Origin of the sequence: Streptomyces sp. NBC_01445 (assembly GCF_035918235.1) — a bacterium.
Taxonomy (GTDB): Bacteria; Actinomycetota; Actinomycetes; order Streptomycetales; family Streptomycetaceae; genus Streptomyces.
The window spans coordinates 146,276-162,976 of the sequence record NZ_CP109485.1; the positions used below are offsets into that span (position 1 = coordinate 146,276).

General features: G+C 67.4%; 14 protein-coding genes and 4 pseudogenes. 10 read left to right on the plus strand and 8 right to left on the minus strand.

Features of this window, described 5'->3' with window-relative positions; genetic code table 11:
• Positions 1-111: 111 nt before the first annotated feature.
• From OG574_RS00710 to OG574_RS00720, 3 genes are all read right to left on the minus strand, one after another.
• Positions 112-990: a nucleic acid/nucleotide deaminase domain-containing protein gene (locus OG574_RS00710; protein WP_326771354.1), complete on the minus strand. Its 879-nt coding sequence runs from the start codon at positions 988-990 to the stop codon at positions 112-114.
• A 112-nt stretch (positions 991-1,102) separates the two neighbouring features.
• Positions 1,103-1,594, minus strand: coding sequence for a hypothetical protein (locus OG574_RS00715; RefSeq protein ID WP_326771355.1), 492 nt, complete (start codon positions 1,592-1,594; stop codon positions 1,103-1,105).
• 248 nt (positions 1,595-1,842) lie between these two features.
• Complete coding sequence (locus tag OG574_RS00720; RefSeq protein ID WP_326771356.1) at positions 1,843-2,031, minus strand: hypothetical protein; 189 nt, start codon at positions 2,029-2,031, stop codon at positions 1,843-1,845.
• Between the two features lie 376 nt (positions 2,032-2,407).
• On the opposite strand from OG574_RS00720, the gene OG574_RS00725 reads away from it, so the two are divergent.
• The 3 genes and pseudogenes from OG574_RS00725 to OG574_RS00735 all read left to right on the plus strand — a co-directional run bounded on the left by OG574_RS00725 (position 2,408) and on the right by OG574_RS00735 (position 5,551).
• Positions 2,408-4,147 (plus strand): AIPR family protein, encoded by a 1,740-nt coding sequence (locus OG574_RS00725; RefSeq protein ID WP_326771357.1) that lies wholly within the window; start codon positions 2,408-2,410, stop codon positions 4,145-4,147.
• A 153-nt stretch (positions 4,148-4,300) separates the two neighbouring features.
• Positions 4,301-5,132, plus strand: a pseudogene (locus OG574_RS00730) (IS5 family transposase).
• Entirely contained in the window at positions 5,129-5,551 is a 423-nt protein-coding gene (locus OG574_RS00735; RefSeq protein WP_326771358.1) for a hypothetical protein, read from the plus strand. Before OG574_RS00730 ends, OG574_RS00735 begins: the two are co-directional and overlap by 4 nt.
• Before the next feature lie 77 nt (positions 5,552-5,628).
• On the opposite strand, the gene OG574_RS00740 is transcribed toward OG574_RS00735, so the two are convergent.
• A complete protein-coding gene (locus tag OG574_RS00740) occupies positions 5,629-6,081 on the minus strand; it encodes a hypothetical protein (protein ID WP_326771359.1) in 453 nt (150 codons plus the stop codon).
• 234 nt (positions 6,082-6,315) lie between these two features.
• Entirely contained in the window at positions 6,316-7,101 is a 786-nt protein-coding gene (locus OG574_RS00745) for a uracil-DNA glycosylase (RefSeq protein ID WP_326771360.1), read from the minus strand.
• Positions 7,102-7,316: 215 nt separating this feature from the next.
• Between OG574_RS00745 and OG574_RS00750 the strand changes: the two genes are divergently transcribed.
• The 3 genes from OG574_RS00750 to OG574_RS00760 are packed head-to-tail and all read left to right on the plus strand — an operon-like array spanning position 7,317 to position 9,002.
• On the plus strand, positions 7,317-8,168 hold the full coding sequence (locus OG574_RS00750; protein WP_326771361.1) for a Rieske 2Fe-2S domain-containing protein: 852 nt from the start codon (positions 7,317-7,319) through the stop codon (positions 8,166-8,168).
• A gap of 37 nt (positions 8,169-8,205) precedes the next feature.
• Positions 8,206-8,415 (plus strand): DUF2945 domain-containing protein, encoded by a 210-nt coding sequence (locus tag OG574_RS00755; protein ID WP_326771362.1) that lies wholly within the window; start codon positions 8,206-8,208, stop codon positions 8,413-8,415.
• Between the two features lie 23 nt (positions 8,416-8,438).
• Positions 8,439-9,002, plus strand: a complete 564-nt coding sequence (locus tag OG574_RS00760) for a DUF488 domain-containing protein (protein WP_326771363.1) — start codon at positions 8,439-8,441, stop codon at positions 9,000-9,002.
• Positions 9,003-9,201: 199 nt separating this feature from the next.
• On the opposite strand, the gene OG574_RS00765 is transcribed toward OG574_RS00760, so the two are convergent.
• Complete coding sequence (locus tag OG574_RS00765; protein ID WP_326771364.1) at positions 9,202-9,984, minus strand: sulfite exporter TauE/SafE family protein; 783 nt, start codon at positions 9,982-9,984, stop codon at positions 9,202-9,204.
• Positions 9,985-10,237: 253 nt separating this feature from the next.
• Between OG574_RS00765 and OG574_RS00770 the strand changes: the two genes are divergently transcribed.
• On the plus strand, positions 10,238-11,614 hold the full coding sequence (locus OG574_RS00770; RefSeq protein WP_326771365.1) for an ISL3 family transposase: 1,377 nt from the start codon (positions 10,238-10,240) through the stop codon (positions 11,612-11,614).
• A gap of 84 nt (positions 11,615-11,698) precedes the next feature.
• Here OG574_RS00770 and OG574_RS00775 read toward each other — a convergent pair whose 3' ends face one another.
• A complete protein-coding gene (locus tag OG574_RS00775; RefSeq protein ID WP_326771366.1) occupies positions 11,699-12,037 on the minus strand; it encodes a MerR family transcriptional regulator in 339 nt (112 codons plus the stop codon).
• Positions 12,038-12,978: 941 nt separating this feature from the next.
• On the opposite strand from OG574_RS00775, the pseudogene OG574_RS00780 reads away from it, so the two are divergent.
• The 3 genes and pseudogenes from OG574_RS00780 to OG574_RS00790 form a co-directional block, all read left to right on the plus strand.
• Positions 12,979-13,200, plus strand: a pseudogene (locus tag OG574_RS00780) (hypothetical protein); the annotation flags it as partial.
• A gap of 164 nt (positions 13,201-13,364) precedes the next feature.
• Positions 13,365-13,460 (plus strand): putative leader peptide, encoded by a 96-nt coding sequence (locus OG574_RS00785; RefSeq protein ID WP_326771367.1) that lies wholly within the window; start codon positions 13,365-13,367, stop codon positions 13,458-13,460.
• 80 nt (positions 13,461-13,540) lie between these two features.
• Positions 13,541-14,967 (plus strand): annotated as a pseudogene (locus OG574_RS00790) (sulfatase family protein).
• A 126-nt stretch (positions 14,968-15,093) separates the two neighbouring features.
• On the opposite strand, the pseudogene OG574_RS00795 reads toward OG574_RS00790, so the two are convergent.
• Positions 15,094-16,206: pseudogene (locus OG574_RS00795) on the minus strand (TerD family protein); the annotation flags it as partial.
• Between the last annotated feature and the right edge of the window lie 495 nt (positions 16,207-16,701).

Sequence of the window (16,701 nt, forward strand, 5' to 3'; positions counted from 1 at the left end):
CACTGCCAGTTACCAGGCACATGCGAGGTGCGTCCGAGTCTGTCAGCCAGGCCAGCAGGGCGGCCGCGGCCGGCTCCCGTCCGGCTGCCGGCCGCCGCCAGCTCTGGATGCTCACCGCCGGGCCTGCTGCGCCGCGTAGGTGATCAGTTCCTTGAGGCCTTCCTCGCGGGACGCCGCTTCCGGCCCGTAGTCGAAGCTGTGGGTGAACTCGGCGTGAGGGAAGGTGCGTTGCAGCCAGACGGCGCAGTAGTGGCCCGGCATCATGCACGGCTGCAGTTCGCAGTAGACGCGGCGGACCTGTTCCGGCGCAATGCCCTGTTCCTCGAGCCGGCTCCAGAGAAGTTCCTCGGGGTGGGCGCGCCCCGGTCCGGTGGCGTCGGTGACGATCTGCTTGCTGCCTGCGTCGTCGAGGTACTCGAATGCGGAGGAGAACGGGAAGTTCAGGGTGTGACGGACGTCGTCCAGGACACGCGGCCACCAGCGTTCGCGCGCGTCGAACGCCGCCTCGTCGATCAGGCGCAGTTCAGCGTTGAGTTCGCGGAACGCGGCCGCGGCCACCGAGAGGTCCCTCGATGCGGCGATCACGGGCAGTCGGCGGTCCAGGCAGGCGAGTTGGGCGGTGAACGCGGCCAGGCTCGAGGAGACCAGCATGTCGTCCTCCCCCACCGCGTCCAGGAACACGGCCTGCACGGTGCCGTCGGGACGCACACACAGGTGCGCCAGGCGGTCGGTGCCGATGCGCAGCCAGTCGGTCATGTCGGCAGGCGGCGGCTCAAGGTCATGGTGACCTGCGAACACGCCGAGCGTGAGGGCGTCCGAAGGGCTCGCCGCGGTGAAGTAGGGGGCCACGATGAGCGGCACTCCCACGCTCTCCAGCTGCCGGCGGGCTCCGTCGGGCAGACGTACCCTGTAGGCGCCAGGAACAGGAATCCGGCGCATCCCGTCGGGGCCGAAATGGTCAAGCGACGAGTCCTGCACGGGCCCGGACATGAAGACTGCCTCTCTCCTGGCGACGACATCAACGACGCATCAAACGGCGCTGCAGCCATCGGGCGACTGCAGCCGGTGTAGGGAATCCCGACCTGGGCCCCATTGGCCCTTGTTACCGCTGTGCGCGCACTTCCTTCCAGCGCGCAGCGAGGTCCTCGGTCACGGTGTAGAAGAACTCGGACTTGAACCCGTCGCTCTGGCCCGGACCTTCCTCCCAGGACATGGGCCAGTTACGCCGCCGGTAGTGCTTGTGCACCACGCGGGTGAACGCGGCCAGCGAGCCACGCAACTGATTCCGCTCGACCCCGAGCCTATCGACCAGAAACGTGTAGCCCACCTTGCTCCCCGGCTGCTCAGCCAGAACGTCCAGCAGACCGATCACGGTCTGCACCGAGGCCAGTTGACTCGCGGCCAGGTCCCCCAGGTCCTCGACGCCCCACTCCCGGTACGGCCAGCCGCCATCCCCGTCCGCCCCAGACACCTCCGAAGGCGCCGCAGGCGAAGGGACCGTCGCCCCGGACAGGCTCGCCAGGAACGCGTACACCTGCGTGACGTACTCCCGCGGAACCGGCACCGAAACAAACTGCTGATCAAACTCTGCCATGACTCCCACCCCTCTCCCCAGAAGCCGCGTACACGCGGCGGCACCAAGAAGACTGACAGAGACGCAACTCTCTTGTCTACCCAGACAGAAGAGTCTACGGGTAGACCGTCTAGCAGGTGAGGACGTATGCCGCCGCGGCATCACACCGCCTGCATGCGCAGCAACACCCTTCATCAGCCTGCAATGCATAGGCCGCGCCAGGCATCGGGCGGCAGCCGCTCGCCGTCAACCATGCGAATCGGCGCCACTCACTGGCGCAACACCGGTTCCAAGCGCAATTGGGTGTCCTCTCGGTCGAATACATGAAGCGTGTCTTTAAGCAGTTGACGCCAGCCGCCGGTCAGCTCATGGAGACGCACCAGGCGGTCCTCCGTGTGGAACATGTTGACCCACTGAGCCCAGCCGCGCAGGCTGCGGGGGTCGCGGCGGCGCAGCACACTGGAAGCGGCCGAGGTGGGTTCGACTCCCGTCAGCAGGGTGCGTCACAGGGCCAGCTGGGTGGTGCCGGTGACGAGGACGACCGCGCGGGTGCCACCCGGGGGGGCGGGCAGCAAAGTTTCGGCCAGGTCGACGGCCTCCCGGCAGGTCTCAGGCCGCACCGGGTCCCGGTAGTTGACGAAGTCACTGATTACGACACGTTGTTCGCCAGGGCGTCCACCGGTGAGCACCTGCGTACCGCCAGGTCGAAGTGGCACCGACACGAGAGCATCTGCCCCCTTCCTCCAACTCCTGTCGGTGTGCAGGGTGTTCACCGTGACATCAGCCTGTCAGCATCTCTTTGTCCGGGTTCTGGCTCCTTGATGGAGGTGCTGCATGACGTCGGCCCAAAACAATGACCAGCGGCTGCTGGACCGCATCCTGGAGGACCAACACCGAAAGCTGGCGCCTGAGAAGAGCCGCGACGACTTCTTTACCTTCTTTGCTGCCGACAAAGCACTGCAGGACTGGGATCTCGACACCGACGAGATCATGGACGGCATCGTGGACGGGGCGCACGACTGCGGCATCGACGGCATCTGGACCTTCGTGGACGAGCGCTACATCACCGCCGACGCTCATCAGTTCCTGCCGTCGCGGGCGGGGAAGATCGAGCTGGTGATCCTGCAGGCGAAAAACACCTCGGGCTACCAGGAAACCGTAATCGAGAAGCTGCACTTCCATCTGCCCGCGCTGCTGGACATGAGCCGCGACGAGGACGACCTGGCCAGCCACACCAACGCCAGACTCCTGGACCGCACACGGCGCTTCCTGCACATCCTCGAAGAACTGGCGTCCTCCTTCCCCCAGGTCCGCATCAAGGTGATCTATGCCAGCAAAGCATCCGAGGCGCCGCACCCGAATGTGAAGGCCAAGGGCGACCGGTTACGCAGGGAAATCGCGAAGATCACCTCCGATTCCGAGGCCACCATCGAGTACCTCAACGCCGCAGATCTACGCGAGCGCACCGCCCGGGGTGCCAAAGCTGTCGCACAACTGGTCTTCACCGAGACCCCGATGAGCACCTCGCTCGGCGAGGGGTACGTGTGCCTGGCACGCCTGGACGAGTACTACCGCTTCATCACGTCCGGCAACGAGGCGTTGCGGCTGGAGCTGTTCGAGTCGAACGTGCGCGACTACGCAGGGTCCACCGCGGTGAACAACGCCATCGGTGAGACCCTCAAGTCCGGGACCGGCGAGGACTTCTGGTGGTTCAACAACGGTGTCACGGTGGTCGCGGACGCCGCCCAGATCGCCGGCAAGAGGATCGTCGTCAAGGAGCCCCAGATCGTCAACGGGCTGCAGACTAGTCACGAAATCTACAGCTATTTCCAAAGCGGCGGCCAGCACCGTGACCGCTCGCTCCTGGTCAAGGTCGTCGTCGCCCCCGAGTCCGGCACCGCCCGTGACCGCATCATCCGAGCCACCAACAGTCAGACACAGCTGCCTGCCGGTGCCCTGCGGGCTACCGAATCCATCCAGAAGGATATCGAGGAGAGCCTCACGCACGCCGGCGGCTACTACTACGAACGCCGCGCCAGCTACTACCGCAACCTCGGCTTCCCACTTGAACGGGTTGTCAGCATGTCCCGTCTGGCACGGGAGTTCACGGCCTTCGTCCAGCATGAGCCGCACACGGCGTTGCGGCACTCCGATGCCCTGCTGCTGGATGATCAGCACTACACCCAGATCTTCTCGTCCCGACACGACCTGGACATCTACCGCCTCTGCCTCGATGTCCACACCAGGCTGCGCATGTTCCTCACCCGGTACGCCGAAGACCGGCCGCTGCTGGGCGATTCCCTGGAGAACTGGCTCTATCCCCTGGCCTCCATGTCCGCCTACACCCTCACCCGGCTGCGCCAGCCCACCACACGAGATCTCCTCAACATCGACCTCGCCCACCTCAGCGACGACCTGATGACCCGCATGACCGGCACCCTGGAGCAAAACTTCAAAAGTGCCCTACGCCACAGCAAAGCCGGCGGCGTCGACCGCATCGCCCGAACCCCCGACTTCACCACAAAACTCCGCCAGGCCATCATCTCCCAAAGCCGCTATCACATCGAACGCTGACCGAAACCCGAGCGCTACAGGCCCCGCGAGTGCCAGTCCCGCCGACACTCAGAGGGCGGTATGTGACGTGATGCCACGTTTGTTGTCGCTGGAACGTGTGGCGCAGGCGCATCGGGGCTGATCGGGGAGTCCTGTCGTGCTGGAGTGTTCTTCGTGAGCGACCGCCAGCCCTACAAGAGCGACTTGTCCGACGAGCGGTGGGCTCTGATCGAACCCGTCATCGCCTCCTGGAAGGCTCAGCATCCCTCCGTCAGCGGCCACCAGGGCGCCTACGAGATGCGGGAGATCGTCAATGCCCTGCTCTACCAGTCCCGTACCGGCTGCCAGTGGGACTACCTCCCCCACGACCTGCCCCCGGTCGGTGCGGTGAAGTACTACTTCTACAAGTGCCGCGACGACGGCACCGACCAGACCATCCACGACCTGCTGCGCTGGCAGGTCCGCGAGAGCCGGGGGCGCAAGGCCGACCCGAGCCTGGTGGTGCTCGACACCCAGAGCCTGCACGCGGCCGTCGGGGTGCCCGCCGACACCACCGGAAGGGACGCGGCAAAATAAAGTCCCAGGCCGCAAGCGCGGCCTGGCAGTTGATGTTCTCGGTCTGGTGATCGCGGTGGTGGTGCTGGCCGCGTCCGCGCACGACAACGCCGCCGGCATCGCCCTGCTGGACAAGGTCGCCGCCGACACCGACACGGTGCACAAGGCCCTGGTGGACCAGGGGTTCAAGACCGCCGTCATCGACCACGGGCAGAAAGTGGGCATCGACGTCGAAGTCGTCGAGCGCAACCCGGCGACCAGCGGGTTCGTCCCGCAGCCCAAGAGGTGGGTGGTGGAGCAGGTGAACGGGATCATGATGCTGCACCGCAGGCTGGTACGGGACTACGAGCACCGGCCCGCCTCCGCCGAGTCGAGGGTGTACTGGGCCATAAGCGACCGGATGGCCCGGATGCTCACCGTGACCTCCACCCCCACCTGGCGCGGCGCATGAGCGGCAGCGAGCTGACCTTGGGAGCGGTGCTGGCGCACCTGGAGGAGCAAGAGCGCGAGATCGCCGTGCAGGCCGAGGCCACGCGGGGACGCATCGCGGAACTCACCGCACAACTGGAGGAGTTCGACCGGGTCGCCGAGGAGGTCCGCATCACCCGCAAGACCCTGCAGGCGCTGCCTGATCCGTCCCCGCCGACGCCGCCGGCCGCGAAGCTGCCGGACCATCCGGACTACCGGCAGATCATGGCGGTGTCCGCCGCGGCCGACGCCCCGCTGCGGGCACGGGCGGTCTGCGAGGCGATGGATCTGGAGATCGCACCCAGCAACGTCAACAACGTCCGGCTGAAGCTCAAGCGGCTGGTCGAACGCGGGATCCTGATCGAGACCGAGCAGGGGTTGTTCACCCAGCCACGGCCATAGCCACCCGGAGAGGCCACCACCAGCCCGACAACCCCAGCCGCAAGCGCGAAACAGGCAGCACGTCACTTACCGCCCTCTCAGGCTGGGCGTTCGGTGGTGAGGGTGATGCGGCCGTCTGTCCAGGCTGGTAGGCGCTGGGCGAGTTTCCTTAGGGACGGGCCTCGTACGTGGTGCAGGTGCACCACGAGTTTCGTGCCGAACAGCGCATGGAAGTGGACTCCGAGGCCCCGCCCGGTGCCGGTGAATAGTTCGTTGGCCGGGACGTCGGGCTCCGGTGGTTCGTTGAGCCGGTACACGCACAGAGCCTGACGGTCCGGGACCGGTCCGGGGAGGACGGCGACCGCGCGGACCGCCGGCCAGCCCAGTTTGATCACGGGAACGTATCCGTACGCCTGGTGGTACGCGACTCCGCCGGGATGGAAACGGACGGCCGGGTCGTCACGGCGACTCGGCGCGGGCCCGCCCGTATACGCACGGATCGTGGTCAGCAGCGTGCTTCCCGGCCGATAGAACAGCGACTCGTCGCCCACCGCGCGGCTCCTTCGCAGGCTCGTCCGTCGAGTCTCGCTAGTTTCCCAGTTTCTCCCATTGCTTGACGTGTGTGCAGCTGTCTAGTCCGAAACCCTCGGCAGAGGCTTTGGTCGCCAGTGCTGCTCTCTGAACGATGCCCACGACCCCCACCCGCCGGAACGCCACACTGCTACACATTCAGGCGACGACAAACTATCTACTCACTCACATACCGCCCTCTGAGAGCGTCGTCGTCACCCGGGCGGCCCCGGGCCGGTTCCGTTTCCGTCCACGGGCAGGCCGGCGCAGTGCGCGGCAGCCTCGAGCACTTCGCGCACCATCGTCGGAGTGAGCCGGCCGGTGAACACGTTGCGCTGGCTCACGTGGTAGCAGCCGAACAACGTGATCGCGGGGCCCGTCCCGTCCGACGCAGTGAGTGTCGTCCGCGCGCCGTGGCCAAACATCGGGCGCGGCCGGGGCACGCTCCAGCCAGCCTCCTCCAGTGCGGAGAGCGCCGCCTGCCAGCCGAAGGCGCCCAGTGCGACGACGGAGCGCATCGTCGGCCACAGCAGCCGCAGCTCCTGAGCCAGCCACGGGCGGCAGGTGTCCCGCTCGCCAGGCGTGGGTCTGTTGGCGGGCGGTGCGCAGTGGACGGGCGCGGTGACCCTGACCCCGTACAGCTCCAGTCCGTCGTCCCGGCGCGTCGATGCGGCCTGGGAGGCCAGGCCGAGGTCGTACAGCGTCGCGTACAACAGGTCGCCGGCCCGGTCGCCGGTGAAAATGCGGCCGGTCCGGTTGGCGCCGTGCGCCGCAGGTGCCAGGCCGGTGACGACGAGCGAGGCGTCCGTGGGCCCGAAGCCGGGCACGGGCCGCGCCCAGTAGTCCCAGTCCTGGAACGCTGGACGTTTGACGCGTGCGCTCTCCTCGCGCCACGCGACGAGGCGCGGGCAGGCCCGGCACAGGACGAGCCGCGCATCCAGTTCGGCCAGGGTGGGGCTGTCGGCAGCCGCCCGGCCCGGATAACCCTCGGCCGCGGACATGATCCACCCGCTTTCACGCTAGCCGTCACTGGCCGACCGTCATCTGGTGTCATCAAGAGAACAGATGTTGGCGAGTTTCCGCGAGAAGAGTGTGCCCGAGAGTCGTCGCGTCCAAGGGGAGGTGCTCGAGTTGGCGGGTGCCCGGCCAGGGGAGACCATGGGTCGGTAGCTTTCCGAAAGCCGCTCAGCCTGTCCGTCCGCAACAAGGAGCGACCATGTTGCCGAAGCTGACCGAACAGGTCGAGGGCCTGCAGGCGCTCGACGGCGTCTCGCACAAGGCTGCCGGCTGGGTGGCGCGGGCAACGCATCCCGACGCGATCAAGAACGCGCTGTCCGGCACCTGGCTGGGACACCCGCTGCACCCGATGCTCACGGACGTGCCCATCGGCGCCTGGACCATGGCCTCCGTCCTCGACCTGACCGCGGGCAAGGCCGGAGCCGCATCAGCCCGTCGACTCGTCGGCATCGGACTGATCGCCACGCTGCCAGCCGCGGCGACAGGAGCGTCCGACTGGTCCGACACCTACGGCGCCACACAACGGGTCGGCCTCGTGCACGCGGTCTGCAACATGACGGCGTCCGCAGTACAAGCGGCGTCCTGGATCGCCCGCAGGCGGGGACGGCACGAGCTCGGGATGGCGCTGAGCGGAGTCGGGCTCGGCATCACCGCGTGCGCCGCGTACTTGGGCGGGCACCTGTCGCTCGTCCAGGGCGTAGGCGTCAACCACACCGCGTTCCAGCAGACCGTGACCGACTGGACCGACGTCGCAGCGGAGTCCGACCTGGGCGACGGCGAACCCCTCCGAGTGACAGCGGACGGAGTGCCGGTCGTACTCGTCCGGCACCACGGGTCCCTTCACGCGCTCTCGGCCACCTGCACGCACGCAGGCGGGCCGCTCGACGAAGGCGAAGTCATGGCCGACGGCTGTATCCGCTGCCCCTGGCATGCCAGCGTCTTCCGGCTCAAAGACGGCAAAGTGATGCGCGGACCGGCGGCCGTCGACGAGCCCCGCTGGGAGGCGAAGACCGACGGCGGACGCGTCTACGTACGGTCCGCCAAGGACTGACCGGGCGCGCCTGAACGCCGAGCAAAAGGAGCTTGGGATGGCGGAGAAGTTCGCTGTGGGGGACCACGTCCGATGGAACTCCGAAGCCGGGTACGTCGAGGGCGTCATTATCAAGAAGCACACGCGGGACGTGGAGTACAAAGGGTACGTGCGGCACTGCACCGAAAGCGACCCGCAATATGAGATCAAAAGCGACAGGACCGATCACATCGCCATCCACAAAGGGGTAGCTCTGACGAAACTGTAGGAAATGAGCGAGACGGCAGGCTGGTGAACCGGATCTGTACGGTGGGGCATTCGACCCGCGACTTCAGCGAAGTGCTGGAGATGCTCCGGGCCCATGACGTGACCTGCCTGGTCGATGTCCGCTCGTTCCCGTCGTCAAGAAAGTTCCCGCAGTGGAACCAGCCAGCGATCATCGATGCCTTGCCTCCCGATATCGAATACCGGTGGATCCCAAAACTGGGCGGCCGACGGCACACCCCAAAAGGCGTGCCGAGCGCGAACGGCGCATGGCAGGTAAAAGCCTTCCGCGATTACGCCGACTACATGGACACCGACGCCTTCAAGGAAGGCCTGCACGAGTTGCTGGAGCTGGCCGAACACGAACGGCCCGCGATCATGTGCAGCGAAGCGGTTCCCTGGCGCTGCCATCGCAGGCTGATCACCGACGCGTTGATCGTCGCGGGCGTCGAAGTCTTGGACATCACGTCCGCCGCCACCGCGAAGCGGGCTGTCCTGAACAAGAACGCGCACGTCAAGGACGGCCACCTGACGTACCCGCCTCAGCCGGAAAGCGACGCCGACTCGGATCCGACGTGTCCCGCGCCGTGACGGTGCTGACAGGGACCCTCAGGCCAAGGAACACGGCACATCGGAGAAGCGGGCCCAGAACGCCGCCCACCCCAACAAGGGAGCGCGCCCTGGGGAGGCCGAAACCGCCAGCAAGTCCTCCACCCGCGATTCGAAATCCGCCTCCCAATGCGGCGGGAACGCTCCCCCAGCGGGCCGTGGGTGACTGGACGCAGCACGGTCAGCGAAGGACCTGAACTGTGTAGAGCGCGCCGACGCTGGTAGCGAGGGTGCCGAGCAGGAGCCGGAGCGCGGTTTCGGGCAGGTGCGGCTGGAGGTGTGCGCCGAGGTATCCGCCGAGAAGTCCTCCGGCTCCGCAAGACAGGCCCAACAGCCAGTCAGGAGCGACGTCGCCCGTGGCGGCCAGGGAGAGGAGGGCGTAGGTGGCCGCGCCGACCATGGAAGTCACGAAGGTGGAGGCCAGGGCGGCCGGCGCGATGGTGGAGACGGGGGCGCCGCGGCCGACGAGGATCGGGCCGAGCAGGGAGCCGCCCCCGATTCCGTAGATGCCGCCGGCGACACCAACGGCCAGGGCCAGCGACGTCGTCGCGCGGGGCGAAGGCTGGTCGCGGGCGCTCTGTGGAGCCGGGCGTACGCTCCGGAGCCACAGCCACAGCCCGAGCGGTAACAGCAGCACGGCGACGAGGAGACGGAAGACGCGCGGGCCGGGAACGGCGAATACGCGGATCACGGCGCCGATGACGACGCCAGGGACGGTGCCCGCGATGAGTAGGCGGGTCAGTGGCCCGCCCAGTCGCCCTGCTCGCCAGTAGCGCAGGAGGGCACCGGGGCCGGCCACGACGTTGTAGAGCAGGTTCGTGGGTGTCACGGCCGGGCTCGGCACGCCCAGCACGCTGACCTGAACGGGCAGCAGGAAGACCGCCCCGGAGACGCCTACGGGCGCAGTGGTGACCGATAGCAGGAGCCCGGCGGCGAACCCGAGCAATCCCGTTGACCACTCCACGACAATCCCCTCAACACTCACCGACCGGCACCCGGAACAGGCTCCGGATCAGGTGCCTCCCGTTCTCGTGAACATCGACCCCGCCCCGATCCAACCGACTCCCGAGACGGTGAACAACTGCTGTCCAAACTCGGGCTCTGGTCCACTTCGTGTGGTCGCGTACCCAGGGTGACTGTTGATCTTCGTGTGATGGCGATTGAGTTCGCCCGAAAATCGCCCGGCGGGAGGGCAGTGTGGTCGACAGTCCTTCGCCGTGAACGAAGTGCTGCCGCAGCCGGATGAGCTGCTGTTCTCCTCGGTCGAGGGCGTGTTGGTGGAATCGGTGAAGGTGACCGACACGGTCGTCCAGGTGGAAGCTCGGACGACCGTAGGGCGGGCGGCCTGTCCGGAGTGCGGATGCTGGTCAGGGCGGATACATGGCTCCTACCTGCGTTTTCCTCGTGACCTGCCGAGCGCGGGCAAGTTCGTCGTGGTGACCCTGCAGGTGCGGCGATTCGTCTGCGCGGAGGACTCCTGCCCACGCAAGACCTTCGCTGAGCAAGTCCCTGGTCTCACTCGCCTGTTCGGACGACGGACCGAGCGGCTGCGATCGACGTTGGTGTCGGTGGGGCTTGCGCTCGCAGGCCGGGCTGGCGCCCGCATGACGGACGCCTTCAAAGTCCCGGTCAGCAGGAACACTCTGTTGCGGCTGATCGCCTCGCTCCCGGACCCCGCCACTGCCACACCCCGTGTGGTCGGCGTGGACGAATACGCCCAGCGCAAGGGCCGTATCTATGGAACCGTGCTCGTCGACGTCGAAACACGCCGTCCGATCGACCTCTTGCCGGACCGGGAGGCAGACACGCTCGCGGCCTGGCTCGCCGAACGGCCTGGCATCGAGATCATCTGCCGTGACCGGGCTCCCTTCTTCGCCGACGGTGCCACCCGCGGCGCCCCGCAAGCCCTCCAGGTCGCCGACCGATGGCATCTCTGGCACAACCTGGGCGAAGCCGCCGAGAAGTGCGTCTACCGGCAGCGCGGCTGCCTGTGGCCCACGCCCATGCAGCCGGAGGAACCTCAGGAGGAGGCCGAGTCGGCCGCGTTGTCGCCCTGGCCGGCCGGGCACCGGTTCGCCGAACGCACCCGTGCCAAGCACGCCACCATCCACGCTCTCCTCGCCGCCGGTCACAGCAAGCGTTCGGTCGCCAGGCAACTCGGCATGACCCTGAACACGATCTTGCGTTTCTCCCGCGCCGCCACCCCGGAGGAGATGTTCACCGGGCAGTGGCAAGGTCGTGTGACCAGGCTCGACGCCTACAAGCCCTACCTCGACCAGCGTTGGCAGGAAGGCTGCACCAACGCCTGGAAACTGTGGGAGGAGATCAGGGAACAGGGCTATCCACGCGGCTACGGCGGCGTCCGTGACTACGTCAGCAGGACCCTTCGCGGCAAACCCCAACCGGTCGGCCCCCGGCCGCCATCGGCCCGCGCCGTCACTCGCTGGATCCTCACACACCCCGACGCTCTCCCCGAAGGCGACCGGCGCCAGCTCAAGTCCGTGCTGCGACTGTCATGCCCGCCCCGGGCTCAGGGCGCTCGACAGCTTGAACCCCATGGCCAGGGCGGCGGCCGCGCTGATTGTAGAAAGTGAAGTTGCCCGGAACGTTGTGCGTCCCGGTCAGCATGCGCGGGACGCAGTCGCGAAGCTCCTGGGAGAGTTGCAGGTCTCAGCTGCTCAGGCCGCGGTCGTCGGGTTCGCTGATTCGGCGGCGCGGCGGTATTCGGCGTTGATGCGCTGGGCCTCTTCGAGCTGGTCTTCGAGGATGACGATGCGGCAGGCAGCCTCGATCGGGGTGCCGTGGTCGACGAGCTCACGCGCGCGGGCCGCGATGCGCAGCTGGTAGCGGGAGTAGCGGCGGTGGCCGCCCTCGGAGCGCAGCGGGGTGATCAGGCGGGCTTCGCCGATGGCACGCAGGAAGCCCTGGGTGGTGCCGAGCATGGCGGCGGCCCGGCCCATCGTGTAGGCGGGGTAGTCGTCGTCATCGAGACGGCCGAATGAATCGTCTGCTGTCATTACACCTCTCTGTGGAACGCGTGGAGGGGCCCTGGTGCCATACCGGCACCAGAGCCCCGAAGGAACTGCTACACCATCTGCCGACCCTGGTTACTGCGCCGGCCTTCTGTATCCGCTGACCCGACCTGGAAGTTGTCGGGGACGCGGGGATCGCGGTTGCTTGACCGGAGACCACCTCACTATCGATGTCCTGCGGTACCCGGGCTCAACACTCCACCCGGGCGATCCTGATGGCGCTCAACTCCTCCGTTCTTCCCTCTTGATCAACTACTTACCAAACGGGAACTGCGGAACTGCGTACTGCTGGTACTACGAACTGCTCGTGGCCTCGAACAGCGCCACTCTTCGGCAGCCAGCCCCGTCGCCCGTCCTGCATCTGCTCTGGCTTAGAACCCCACTGCCGAACCTCCCGGTGCGCGCGCCCGCAGCTGACGCCTTCACCGAGGTACTGCTCACTGACTTCACTGCTGAGTACTGCGAACTGCACTTACGGGTACTGCCACGGCGGCCCCTGATAACTGCGAGCCGCCCGGTCCGGTCGCCAGTCCCGTCGCCGTCCTGCAACAACCCTGGCTTCGAAACTCCGCCACCGCACCGTCCTGCCAACTGCAACTGCATGTACTACTGACCGGCAGTTCGTCTCTGCCAGGCCCTGCTCGATCTCGGCTACGAGAGAAACCATAACCACACCGCCATCCAATGTCTACTCCAGCCAACATAGATTTCCGCGTGATCGACGGTGAGGTAATCGACCTCGAACAGCGACGCGGACAGGTGCGAAGCCGTCACGCCCCGCTCTGGCGCCGACTACTTCCCCGACGGCATGGACCACGAGACGTACTACCAGCCCACCCGGCCACAAGGGTGGCGGTGAGCGTGACGACTGCGGCGGCAGCGATGGAACGGCGCATGGAATCCCCCCGTACATTCCCGTTAGGACCAGGGGGGCGCCGGTTGTGGACGACAGTTTCCTCGCGGTGCTGCATGCCGGGGATCGGCCGGCCAGCTTCGTACTGCCGGGGAGGCCGTGGGCGCAGCGGTACGAGGTTGCCGTCGACACCTCGCGGGAGGAGCAGGGGCGGGCGCCCGGCGTCGTGCATCGCGCGGGGGGCGCGATTACGGTGCCGGCGCGGGCTGTGCTGCTGCTGCGGGTGGTGGGGTGAGGGTTGTTTCGTCACCGCCACCCCTACCCGTCCCATCCCGTCCTGGGGCTGCGCCCCCAGACGCCCCTAAAAGACTGCGCAGTTCCCCGCGCACCTTTCAGGTGCGTCCACTGCATGGACGTTGGCTTGACGTGTCGGGCTGCCCGCTGGCACCGTCGCTCAGCATGAGGCCCTCCGCCGATCACCCGCGCGCGCTCGTCGCGCTCGTGGAGCGGCGCCACGTCGACCTGTGCCGGCAGTCCAGCGCCATCTGTCGCTGAGCCCACAGTCTCCTCGCCCGCCCTTCTTCTCTTCCCTCTTCGTGTCCCGTCGTGGCACCCGTCCGTTCCGAGGAACCCGCATGCCCGAAATATCCCGTCGTACCTTCGGCGGTCTCGTCGGTGGTGGCGCGGTCACCGCCGTCGCCGGTACGGCCACCGCCGCCGTGGCAGCCCCCGACCAGGCCGCCCCCACCGAGCGCCCGTTCCAGGCCCGTACCGCCTCCGCCGGTTCCGGCCGGCGCCCCAACCTCCTGGTCATCCTGGGGGACGACCTGGGCTGGGCCGACCTCTCCTCGTACGGAGCGCCGCACATCAAGACCCCGAACCTGGACCGGCTCGCCCGGCAGGGGTGCGCTTCACGGACGCGTACTCGGGGTCGGCGACCTGCTCGCCGACCCGGTTCAGCCTGTACACCGGGCGCTATCCGGGCCGTACGAAGGGCGGGCTCGCCGAGCCCATCGCCAACAGGACCCAGGGTCTGGACCCGAACCATCCCACCCTGGCCTCCCTGCTGAAGAAGGCGGGCTACTCCACTGCCCTAATCGGCAAGTGGCACTGCGGCTGGCTGCCCGACTACAGCCCCACGAAGTCGGGTTGGGACGAGTTCTTCGGCAACCATGGCGGCGTCCTGGAGTACTTCTCCAAGCTCGGCCAGCTCGGCGACTACGACCTCTACGAGGGGGACGCCGAGTACAAGGACCTGCGCTACTACACGGAGGTGCTGACCGAGCGGGCGGTGGAGTACGTCGGCCGCAAGCACGACAAGCCGTGGCTGCTGAACCTCAACTTCACCACCCCGCACTGGCCCTGGCTGAGCGAGGAGGACGCCGAGACCGGTGCGGAGATCGCCGCGAAGATCCGGGCCGCCAAGAGCCAGGCCGAGATCACCGCCGCACTGCTGCACGACGACGGCGGCTCGGTCGCGAAGTACACGCAGATGGTCGAGAGCCTCGACGCGGCGGTCGGCGAGGTGCTGGCGGCGCTGCGCCGGTCCGGGCAGGAGGAGAACACGGTGGTGTACTTCGCCAGCGACAACGGTGGTGAACGCTGGTCGTACCTCTGGCCGCTGAGCGGTGAGAAGTTCGTGCTCCAGGAGGGCGGCATCCGGGTGCCGACGATCGTCCGTTGGCCGCACCGCATCGACGACAACCAGGTCAGCCGCGAACCGAACTTCTCCCCCGACTGGACCGCGACCCTGCTGGAGCTGGCCGGCGCCCGGCCCGACCCGGCGTATCCGCTGGACGGCAGAAGCCTCGCGGGCTATCTGCTGAAGGGCGAGAAGCTGCCCGAGCGGGACCTGTTCTGGCGGGTGCGGGCCAATCGGGCGCTCAGGCGCGGCGACTGGAAGTACTACCAGGACTCCGCGGGCAAGGACCACCTCTACGACCTCGGCGCCGATCTGCGCGAGCAGGCCGATCTGGCGCCCGACAAGCCGGAGTTGCTCGCCGAGCTGAAGGCGGCCTGGGAGAAGACCGCGAGCGGGCTGCTGCCGTACCCCGCCGCCTGATCAGAAGGTGAGGCGGTCGACGATGGCCGCGCAGTGGCGTGTGCTGCTCGAGGCGGGGGCCACCGGTGTGTGGACAGCAGTCGGCTCACGGGCGCAAAACGGTTCGGCCGCAGGGTAGGCGAGAGCTCAGTCGATGATGTCGACGCCGAAGCTGCGTGCCAGGTCGGCCAGTTGGTGGTCGTATCCCTGGCCGATGGCGCGTACGCGCCATCCCGGGCCACGCCGGTAGACCTCGGCGAGCAGCAGCGTTCGTTCGGTCGTCGCGGCGTCCAGGGTGGCCTGGGCCAGTGCTCGCGCGTCGGTTGCCTGGGCAACGGTGATCTCGATTGCTCCGGCATCGGCGAACGTCGCGGTTCCGTCGATGGCAGCGGCGATGACGATTTTGCGGACGGCGTCGGAAAGGGTGGTCAGCTCCGCTGTGATGGCTTGTTCGCTGGGGCCGTCGGTGATCAGGCGCACCGTCGCGTCGGGGCTTTCGGGCGCCCCGTAGAAGACGAAGTCCTCGTCGCACAGGACCTGTTCGTCCTCGTCGAGCAGGAAGGCGACCACGTCGATCTCGCAGTCGGCCTGATGGCCCCAGGAGGCACTCACCGTCCATGTTCCGGCGCCGCCGTGTGCAGTCGGAAGGTCGAAAACGCCGCCGCGGGGAAGGACCGGGTCGGCCGTTCCCACTTGTGCGGCGGTGCCCGATGGCGGCTTGAGCGTGGCGAGCCAGTCGCCATCGTGGACCGGCAGTCCGCGTGCCGTGATGTGGGGCATGCGACGGTCCTCGGCTCCACCGGTCAGGAGAATCACATCGGTGACGCCGGCGGAGAGATTGACGGCGGCGGCACCGCCCTGCTCCGTAATGCGGGTGCGCAGCGCCGAGGCTTCGTCGTGGTGGCCGCCCAGCACCAGGACCCGGCGCCCGGACAGCGGTTGGGCGGAGGCTGGGCGGCCGGTGCGCCGCTGTGCGGGTAGGGACGGCTTCGATGGTGCCGGTTTGGTGTGGGCGGTTCCAGGCTGCACGCCGGTGAGCAGGCCGAGGAAGGTTCCTTCGGTGATCACGGGCACTCCTGCACCACGTGCCGCACGATACTTGGCGCTCTCGGAGTCGCACTCGTTGGTGACCAGCACGCTGGTGTGCCGGCTGACCGAGCCCATCACGTTCAGTCCTGCCGCGACGGAGCGTGCGATGAGTTCTTCGCGTGCAGTGCGGGTGTCACCGGTAAAGGCGACCTTCATGCCCTGTACCAGCGGGGCCCGTCGCGGAGCGGAGGGTTGCGACGTTGACGCTCATCGTGTCCATCAGGTTCCCCTGGTCTCTGGATCGTCAGTGTCCGGTCCTGTGTGTCCGTGGCTTGTGCCCCGGCTGCGGCCCGTTAACCCGGCTTGCTCCCGCCCTCCACCGCTGCACGAGGTCGATTACCTCACCGTCGAACACGCGGAAATCTATGTTGGCTGGAGTAGACATTGGATGGCGGTGTGGTTATGGTTTCTCTCGTAGCCGAGATCAACAGGGCCTGGCAGAGATGAACTGCCGGGCAGCAGTACCGCAGTTTGCAGGACGGTGCGGTGGTGGAGTTCCGAAGCCAGGGTTGTTGCAGGACGGCGACGGGACTGACGACCGGACCGGGTGGCCCGCAGTGATCAGGGGCCGCCGCGAGCAGTACCGCAGTACGCGTAAGGGCAGTTCGCAGTACCAGCAGTGAAGTTAAGTGAGCAGCACCTGGGTGAAGGCGTCGGCTGCGGACG